The 7436-nt window shown below is 70.1% G+C and carries 11 protein-coding genes; 3 read left to right on the top strand and 8 right to left on the bottom strand.

What is annotated here, in order from left to right:
* The 3 genes from VH969_RS14360 to VH969_RS14350 all read right to left on the bottom strand — a co-directional run.
* The coding region (locus tag VH969_RS14360) for a helix-turn-helix domain-containing protein (RefSeq protein WP_331974233.1) at positions 1–745 on the bottom strand (745 nt) is incomplete at its 3' end.
* Between the two features lie 100 nt (positions 746–845).
* Positions 846–1592: a DUF3159 domain-containing protein gene (locus VH969_RS14355; RefSeq protein WP_331974232.1), complete on the bottom strand. Its 747-nt coding sequence runs from the start codon at positions 1590–1592 to the stop codon at positions 846–848.
* Positions 1589–1987, bottom strand: coding sequence for an OB-fold nucleic acid binding domain-containing protein (locus VH969_RS14350; RefSeq protein ID WP_331974231.1), 399 nt, complete (start codon positions 1985–1987; stop codon positions 1589–1591). The genes VH969_RS14355 and VH969_RS14350 overlap by 4 nt, the downstream gene beginning before the upstream one ends.
* 193 nt (positions 1988–2180) lie before the next feature.
* Between VH969_RS14350 and VH969_RS14345 the strand changes: the two genes are divergently transcribed.
* A complete protein-coding gene (locus VH969_RS14345) occupies positions 2181–2807 on the top strand; it encodes an alpha/beta fold hydrolase (protein WP_331974230.1) in 627 nt (208 codons plus the stop codon).
* Here VH969_RS14345 and VH969_RS14340 read toward each other — a convergent pair.
* From VH969_RS14340 to dut, 3 genes are read right to left on the bottom strand one after another with little or no spacing between them, the layout of a single operon-like run.
* Positions 2804–3523 (bottom strand): class I SAM-dependent DNA methyltransferase, encoded by a 720-nt coding sequence (locus VH969_RS14340; RefSeq protein ID WP_331974229.1) that lies wholly within the window; start codon positions 3521–3523, stop codon positions 2804–2806. The two genes, VH969_RS14345 and VH969_RS14340, sit on opposite strands and share 4 nt — an antisense overlap.
* Before the next feature lie 44 nt (positions 3524–3567).
* Positions 3568–4221, bottom strand: a complete 654-nt coding sequence (locus VH969_RS14335) for a DUF3710 domain-containing protein (protein ID WP_331974228.1) — start codon at positions 4219–4221, stop codon at positions 3568–3570.
* The gene (gene dut / locus VH969_RS14330; RefSeq protein ID WP_331974227.1) at positions 4221–4697 is read right to left on the bottom strand and encodes a dUTP diphosphatase; all 477 of its coding nucleotides are present in this window, start codon (positions 4695–4697) and stop codon (positions 4221–4223) included. Before dut ends, VH969_RS14335 begins: the two co-directional genes overlap by 1 nt.
* A 24-nt stretch (positions 4698–4721) precedes the next feature.
* On the opposite strand from dut, the gene VH969_RS14325 reads away from it, so the two are divergent.
* Positions 4722–5189 (top strand): DUF3093 domain-containing protein, encoded by a 468-nt coding sequence (locus tag VH969_RS14325; protein ID WP_331974226.1) that lies wholly within the window; start codon positions 4722–4724, stop codon positions 5187–5189.
* A gap of 15 nt (positions 5190–5204) precedes the next feature.
* On the opposite strand, the gene VH969_RS14320 is transcribed toward VH969_RS14325, so the two are convergent.
* Positions 5205–5513, bottom strand: coding sequence for a DUF4193 domain-containing protein (locus VH969_RS14320; protein WP_331974225.1), 309 nt, complete (start codon positions 5511–5513; stop codon positions 5205–5207).
* A 457-nt stretch (positions 5514–5970) separates the two neighbouring features.
* Here VH969_RS14320 and cei point away from each other — a divergent pair, with 457 nt between their 5' ends.
* Positions 5971–6693, top strand: a complete 723-nt coding sequence (gene cei, locus VH969_RS14315) for an envelope integrity protein Cei (protein WP_331974224.1) — start codon at positions 5971–5973, stop codon at positions 6691–6693.
* On the opposite strand, the gene VH969_RS14310 is transcribed toward cei, so the two are convergent.
* Positions 6690–7436: inositol monophosphatase family protein (locus VH969_RS14310; RefSeq protein ID WP_331974223.1), on the bottom strand; the 747-nt coding region annotated here is incomplete at its 5' end. The two genes, cei and VH969_RS14310, sit on opposite strands and share 4 nt — an antisense overlap.

Raw genomic sequence — 7436 nt, 5'->3', positions numbered from 1 at the left:
CGATCGTTTCCTTCCTCTCCATAAACAGCGCGGAGGTTTCGTTCTCGATGAACAAGACCGGGCTGATCTCCGTGAACTCCATGAGCTGGAACGACTGCTGGCCTGCATGGAAACCGACCGACTCCGGGATCACACGGATCTCGATGTAGGGCCGTACGGACATCCGGAGTAGGTGGTGCACCTGGCCGGACATGATCTTCCGACCGGGACCAGTTCGCGTGATCACGTACTCGTCAACAAAGAAGCGGAAATGTGCCGGGAACTGGCGGTCGAAGATCAACTGGCGACGGCATCGAGCATCCACCCTGCCGCCTATCTCCGACTCCGGGATCGTGGGCGTAGCAGTGATCAACGCCCTTGCATAGTCCTGTGTCTGCAACAGGCCGGGTACGACAAGATTCTCGAAGTTGGTGATCGCGAGAGCCGAGTCCTCGTGGTCGCTTAACGTCCGAAGCTCGGGTGGGAGCCGGTCGCCGAAGTCCTGCCACCAGCCGCGCTCGGTGGCGTGCCGCGCCATCTCGAGCAGCTCCTGGCGCTTCGGGCCGACGATGCGGCCGACGGCGAGCACGGCGGACACGTCCTCCGGGCTCGCGCAGCGCTTCCCGGAGATCATCCGGCTTACCTTGCTGGGAGACCACGCGAGCATGTTCGCGAGGTCGCTCTGGTTCAGGCCGGCGGTCCCGATGGCGCGTAGCAGCGCCAACCCCAGCTCACGGGATCGCACGGTGGGTTCCTGGTCGTACATATGTCCAACCTACGCGGAGTACCGCAGAGTTCCGTGCAGGAAGAGCAAGGTTCACTCGAACGCATGGTCGATGCCATCGGGACAACAGTCCCGTGAAGGATCAGCCGGTCTCGCCGCTGTACTTGGCGCGCAGGCGTGCCTCGATCGCGCGGTCGTCCTCCTCGACGGCCCGCTCGAGGTCCTTCTCGCGGTGGCCGGCGCTGCGCACGGCCCAGACCGTCACGAGCAGGGCGACCGCGGTGAGCGGGTAGCCCATGGCGAGGCGGGCGAACGCGAGCCAGCCAGTCTGGTCCTCGTCGTAGAGCCAGCGCTGCACGATGAAGCGCGCGGCGAAGACGGCGGCCCAGGTGAGCGTGGCGAGCGCGTACGCGCGGAAGGCCTTGCGGTCGCCGCGCCAGAGCATGCCGTGGCCGTTGAGGAACGACCAGATGACGCCGACCAGCGGCCAGCGCACCAGGATCGAGACCACGAACAGGCTGCCGTAGATCAGGCTCGCCCAGATGCCGAACAGGAAGAAGCCCTTGGCCGAGCCGGTCCGGTAGGCGATGAACGCCGCGATGGCCACCCCGAAGAACCCGGAGACCGCCGGCTGCAGGCCTTCCTTGCGCACGATCCGCAGCACCGTGATGGCGACGGCGACGCCGACGGCGCTCCAGATCGCCGGCATGAGGCCGAAGAAAGCGTTGATCAGGACGAACACCAGCACGGGGACCGTCGAGTAGACGAGACCGGCGAGGCCGCCCATCTGCTCGAGCAGCGTCTCCTGCTTCTCTTCTTCCGGAGAAGTCTCCTCTGTCTCTTCTCTCGTGGGAGTCTCGTCGGTCGTGTCGGTGTTCTCGTCCGTCATGTGGCCGTCTGCAGCTCGTAGTAGGGGTTGTAGAGCACCTTGCGGCCGTCCCGCATCGCGATGCGGCCCTGTGCCTTGATCGTCCGACCGGGCTCGATGCCCGGGATACGCCGGCGACCGAGCCAGACTAGTGTCACGCCCTCGGTCCCGTCGAACAGCTCGGCTTCCAGCGTGGCCACGGCGTCGCGTGGGCTCAGCTCGACGGTGCGCAGGCGACCGAGAACGGTCACCTCCTCGCCGGAACGACAGTCGCATGCCCTGCGCGCGTTCTCGGCATCGACATGTTCGGACAGATCATCGGCATCGAGTTCGTCGATGTCGGTGGTCAGCCGTTTGACCAGGCGGCGCAGTGATCCCTTGCTGCGCTGGCCGTTACCACGGGCCTCGGTGCCCATACTGACGCTCCAGTTGCTGGGGGTCGGCCCCGACGCCCGACCCTGTACAAATCCAGCGTAACCACGAGATGTGGCGCTGGTGTGGAGGAAGAGGCACGTGACAGTTGCCGTATGCCGATTCGCCGAGGACGCCGGTCCCCGGACCGCGATTATGCTGCCCGGTACCGGTTCTGACGAGACATTCGTCAGATCTGTGTTCGAGGTCCCCTTGGCGGCCGCGGGCCTCGCGCTGCTGGCTCCGCGCCCGGTCCCCGGGCCGTCACTCGCCGAGTCCGCGCTGTCCACATTATCCGACTCCGCCGGTCCGATCGTGGCGGGCGGCATCTCGTTCGGGGCGCACCTGGCGGCCGAGTGGGCGGTGGCTCATCCGTCGCGGTGCGCGGGGCTGGTGCTGGCGCTGCCGGCGTGGCACGGCGCGCCGGGCGCCGCGCCCGCGTCGCGGTCGGCGCGGCTTTCGGCGGCCGCCGTGCGGGCGTCGGGCGTCGACGGGGCGCTGTCGGGGGCGGACATGCCGGAGTGGATCTACGCGGAGCTGTCGCGGGCGTGGCGCGGATACGGGGACGGGCTGGCGGAGTCGCTGGAGGTGGCGGCGTCCCGGGCGGCGCCGACCCTGGCGGAGCTGGCCTCGCTCGACGTGCCCGTGGGGATCGCGGCGTGCGCGGACGACCCGATCCATCCGGCGTCGGTGGCCGCCGAGTGGGCTCGCGCGCTGCCCCGGGCGCGGGTGTGCACGACGCGGCTCGCGGTCGTCGGTGTGGACCGGGAGGCGCTGGGGCGGGCCGCGGTGCTGGCGTTCCTTCGCGCCGCCGGCGCCACCTAGCCCTTCTGCCACACGGAGACGTGGGCCTCGCTCTCGCCCGTGAACGGCTCCCGGGTCCAGCCGGCCCAGCGTTCCCTCAGCGTCAGGCCGGCCAGGCGCGCCATGAGGTCCAGCTCGGCCGGCCACACGTAGCGGTGCGGCGTCGAGTAGGTCTCCGTGGTGCCGTCGGCGATCCAGTAGTGGTGCGAGTGCGCGACCTGCGCGGTGAAGTCGTACTCCTCGAAGCCGAGGTGTTCCGGGGTCACGGTGAACGGGCGGACGGTCTCGCCGGGTGGCAGGCGGCGCAGGTGCGGCACGTAGTTCTCGATGACGAAGCGGCCGGCGGGTTCGAGGTGCGCGGCCGCGTTGCGAAAGCACGCGACCTGCTCGTCCTGCGTGGTGAGGTTCGTGATCGTGTTGCGCAGCAGGTAGACCAGCCGGAAGTCACCGGGTACGCGGGTGGTCGCGAAGTCGCCGATGGTCACGCCGACGCCGGCGTCGGGTGGCACGCGGGCGGCCATCGGGCGGGACAGCTCGATGCCGTGGACCGGCACGCCCCGCCGGCGCAGCGGAACCGCGATGCGGCCGGTGCCGACGCCGAACTCCAGCGCGGGGCCGCCACCCGCCAGGCCGGCGAGGAAGTCCACGACCGGGTCGATGGCAGCCGGCGCGAAGAGCTCCGGCCACCTGGCCTCGTACGTGGCCGCGATGCGCTCGTCGAAGGTGTCCTGCGGCACGGGACCAGGGTGGCCGCCCGCCGGCGGGGCCACCACCGAATATCTCAGCTCTCCTGGCCCAGCTGGATGTGCTGGGCGATGGCCGGGGGCAGCTCGATGGGCAGCGGCGTGCGGACCGGCATCGGCAGGGCGCCGCGCACGACGATCGTGCCGCGGACGAGCTCGTAGAGCGCCGCCGTGCTGTTCTCCAGGCGGTCGGGCGGGCCGGCGACCACGCCGCGCAGCATCCAGCGCGGGCCGTCGACGCCGACGAACCGCAGGTGCGCCTCGCCGAGCGCGGCCAGCAGCTCCAGGCCCCACTCGCCCGTGGTCGTGCGGACCGTGGCGCCCTGGCCACGCAGCTCCTCGGCGAGCTCGGTGCTCACCTCGTGCCACAGGCCGCCGGACTTCGGCGCGGCGTACGCGGTGACCGTGAGCTGCCCGACCGGGGTGATCACGTGCACGGCCTTCACCGAGCCCGACTGGTCCATCTCGACCTGCAGCTGGGCACCGTCGGGGACCGGCACGCGGACCGAACCGAGGTCGAGCCGGTTCAGACCGTCCTCGGGGGCGTCCTCCTCGTCCCACGGGCCGGCGCCGTCGAAGAGGTCGCCGCCGACCACCTCGTAGCCGTCGTCCTCGTAGTCCGCGTAGTCCTCGACGTCCTCGAAGTGCTCCTCGACGTCGTCATCGCGGCGACGCCGTCCGAACAGTCCCACTACTCCTCCGCCCCCGTGACGCGGGCCAACATCGAATGTCCACCGGTGGACCCGTAGCCACCGGCGCCGCGCGGCGACTCCGGCAGCTCGTCCACCTCGCGGAATACCGCGTGCTCGACGCGTTGCACGATCAGCTGGGCGATCCGGTCGCCCCGGCGGAGCTCGACCGCGTCCCGCAGGTCGTGGTTGACCAGACAGATCCGGATCTCGCCACGGTAGCCGGAGTCGACCGTGCCCGGCGTGTTCACCACGCTGAGCCCGACCCGCGCGGCGAGGCCGGACCGCGGGTGGACGAACGCGGCGTAGCCCTCGGGCAACGCGATCGCGACGCCGGTTCCGACGACGGTTCGCTCCCCGGGCGGGATGACGACGTCGCTGGTCGTGACGAGGTCGGCGCCGGCGTCACCGGGCCGCGCGTACGACGGTACGGGCACTCCCGGGTCGAGTCGGGTCAGCAGGACCTCCACGCTGGGCACGACCGGCGAGACTACTCTGAGCCCGTGAGCGACACCGAGGCCAGTACCGCGACCACGTACCGGGAACGGCTGTACGTCACGTGGTACTGGTGGCCGCTCCCCCTGATCGCGGCCGGCCTGCTCGCGGCGGAAATCCACATGGGCTACCCCGGCGTGCGGGCGTGGCTGCCGTACGTGGTGCTGGTGCCGCTCACGGCCCTGCTGATCTGGCGGGCCGGGGCGACGAGCGTGCGGGTCCAGGACGGTGAGCTGTGGGTCGGCAAGGCCCACCTGCCGTTGCGCTTCGTCGGCGAGATCCAGGTCGTACCCGCCAAGGACAAGCGCAGGGCGCTCGGTCCACACCTGGACCCCGCCGCCTTCGTGATGCACCGGGGGTGGATCGGCCCGTTGGTGCGGTTGCGGCAGACCGACCCCGAGGATCCGACCCCCTATTGGGTTTTGAGCACGCGGCACCCCGACCGGCTGGTCGAGGCGCTGCGCGCGGGCGGCTGAGCCCGACCGGTCGGGTCAGGCGCAGTCGCGGCAGATGTACTGGCCGTTGTTCTCCTCGGCCAGCCGGCTGCGGTGATGCACGAGGAAGCAAACCGAGCAGGTGAACTCGTCGGCCTGCTTGGGCACCACACGAACGGTCAGGTCCTCGCCGGAGAGGCCGGAGAGGTCCGCACCGGGGAGCTCGAAGCTCTCGGCTGTCTCGGACTCGTCCACGTCGACGACGCCGGACTGGTTCTCGTTGCGACGCGCCTTGAGCTCCTCGAGGGAGTCCTCCGCGAGGTCGTCGGCCTCGTTACGGCGCGGCGCATCGTAATCGGTGGCCATGGTCTAGCACCCCCACTTCCAAATGTGTGTGCCGCTGGTCAACGTTCCGGGGCCGTGATTTGTGCCCGCCAGCAGAAGTGACGCAGATCTCTTCCGCAGATCCGTCTCGGAATCGATTCGCTTGGAACGTTCTCCGACTGGAGCGCGCAGAGGGTAGCCCATGAGACGGCTCTCATCCAGCACGTCACCCGTTCGGGTGTGTTCGCGGCCTTGCCCAGCTAGGTCGACCGGTGGGCGATGTCGATCGCAGGTAGGGTAACGGTACGAGTACGGCCAACTGCGGTAGGCAATCGTTATCCGACCAAGACTCAATCTCGACACGATGTGCCCTACAGCGCGCTCCCCGTACAGCCGAAGAACACTGAAACGCATAGGCTGATCAGCAACGAAAACACAGGTGTCGTGGGGACACGTTGTGTCAAGGGGTCTGGGGACCGGAGGGAGGCGCGCCGAGGTGGTGGCGTCCGGCAACGTGTGGCGTAACAAGGAGCCACAGCCGTATCGGAAACGCCGCCCGCTGCCCGCGCTGATTCTCATCCTCATCCTGTTCGTCGCCGCGGGAATCGTCTGGCTGAACGTCATGGACGACGCGGCGGAGCCGTCCACCGCGACCCACTGCCCGCCACCCACGTCACCGTCGAGCACCGCGCCGGCCGCGAAGGGCAAGCCGGCCGCGCCACCGCCGACGCTGGGACAGGCGCTCAAGAACGACTCGCTCGACCGGACCGTCCCGATGCCGCCCAGCCAGGCGCTGGTGCGCGTGCTGAACGCGGGTGGAAAGCGCGGCGGCGCGCGGATCGTCACGGAGAGCCTGCGCGAGTACGGCTTCGCGAAGGTGGCCGAGCCGTCCAACGACACGTTCTACACCGACGACAACAAGATGAACTGCCGCGCGCAGATCCGCTTCGGCCCGCAGGGCACGCCCGCGGCACGGACCCTGTCGCTGATCGAGCCGTGCGCGGAGCTGGTCCGCGACGACCGCAAGGACGCGACGGTCGACATGGTCATCGGCAAGGAGTTCGACGACCTGCGCCCGAACGAGGACGGCCAGCAAGTCATGCAGCAGCTGGCCGACTGGGCGAAAGCCCACCCGAAGGTGAAGGGCGGCCTGCAGGCGAACGGTCCCCAGCCGAAGATCGACGGCACGCTGCTGTCCGGTGCCCGCCAGGTCAAGTGCTAGATATCGGCTAGACCCGTTTCGGCCAGCACCCGCGTCAGCTCGTCCGCGATGCCGGGCGTGGCTACGAACGTCATGTCGTCGTCCGTAGCCGGGAGGCGCACCACCGCGCCCGCCTCCGCCGCGATCAGCGCGCCGCCCGCCCAGTCCCAGCGGTGCAGGCCGTGCTCGAAGTAGCCGTCGAGCCAGCCGGCGGCCACCGCGCACAGGTCCAGCGACGCAGCGCCCGCCCGCCGGATGTCGCGCACCCGCGTCAACAGCCCGGTGATGCCGGCCGCCTGCCGGGCCCGGCGCTCCGCCCGGTACGCGAAGCCCGTCGCCACCAGGGAGAGCTCCAGGCGGGTCGCCGACGACACCCGCAGCCGGCGCCCGTCCAGAAAGGCGCCGCCACCGCGGGACGCGGTCCAGCGGCGCCCGGACGCCGGCTCCACGACCGCCGCCGCGACCGACGTGCCGTCGACCTGCGCCGCGAGGGACACGGCGTACCAGGGGAAGCCGTACAGGTAGTTCACCGTGCCGTCGATGGGGTCGACCACCCAGCACACGCCGCCACCGGCCACACCGGAGCTGCCCGACTCCTCGCCCAGCACCGGCTCGCCCGGCCGCAGCTCCGCGAGCCGCTCGCGGACGAGCTTCTCCACCGCGATGTCCGCCGCCGTGACCACGTCCGTCTCGCTGGACTTCGTGCCGACGTCGTGGATCGCGGCCTCGCGTGCGGACCGCGCGAGCGCGGCCGCCTCAACAGC

It is taken from the genome of Actinophytocola sp. (genome assembly GCF_036555685.1).
Lineage (GTDB): Bacteria > Actinomycetota > Actinomycetes > Mycobacteriales > Pseudonocardiaceae > Actinophytocola.
This window is presented reverse-complemented; position numbering and strand designations above follow the sequence as displayed.

What these genes read in the sequence shown, in the direction of transcription:
- VH969_RS14355 (WP_331974232.1), bottom strand. Translation starts at nt 1,592, where the DNA reads ATGACGGACGAGAACACCGACACGACCGACGAGACTCCCACGAGAGAA.
- VH969_RS14350 (WP_331974231.1), bottom strand. Translation starts at nt 1,987, where the DNA reads ATGGGCACCGAGGCCCGTGGTAACGGCCAGCGCAGCAAGGGATCACTG.
- VH969_RS14320 (WP_331974225.1), bottom strand. Translation starts at nt 5,513, where the DNA reads ATGGCCACCGATTACGATGCGCCGCGCCGTAACGAGGCCGACGACCTC.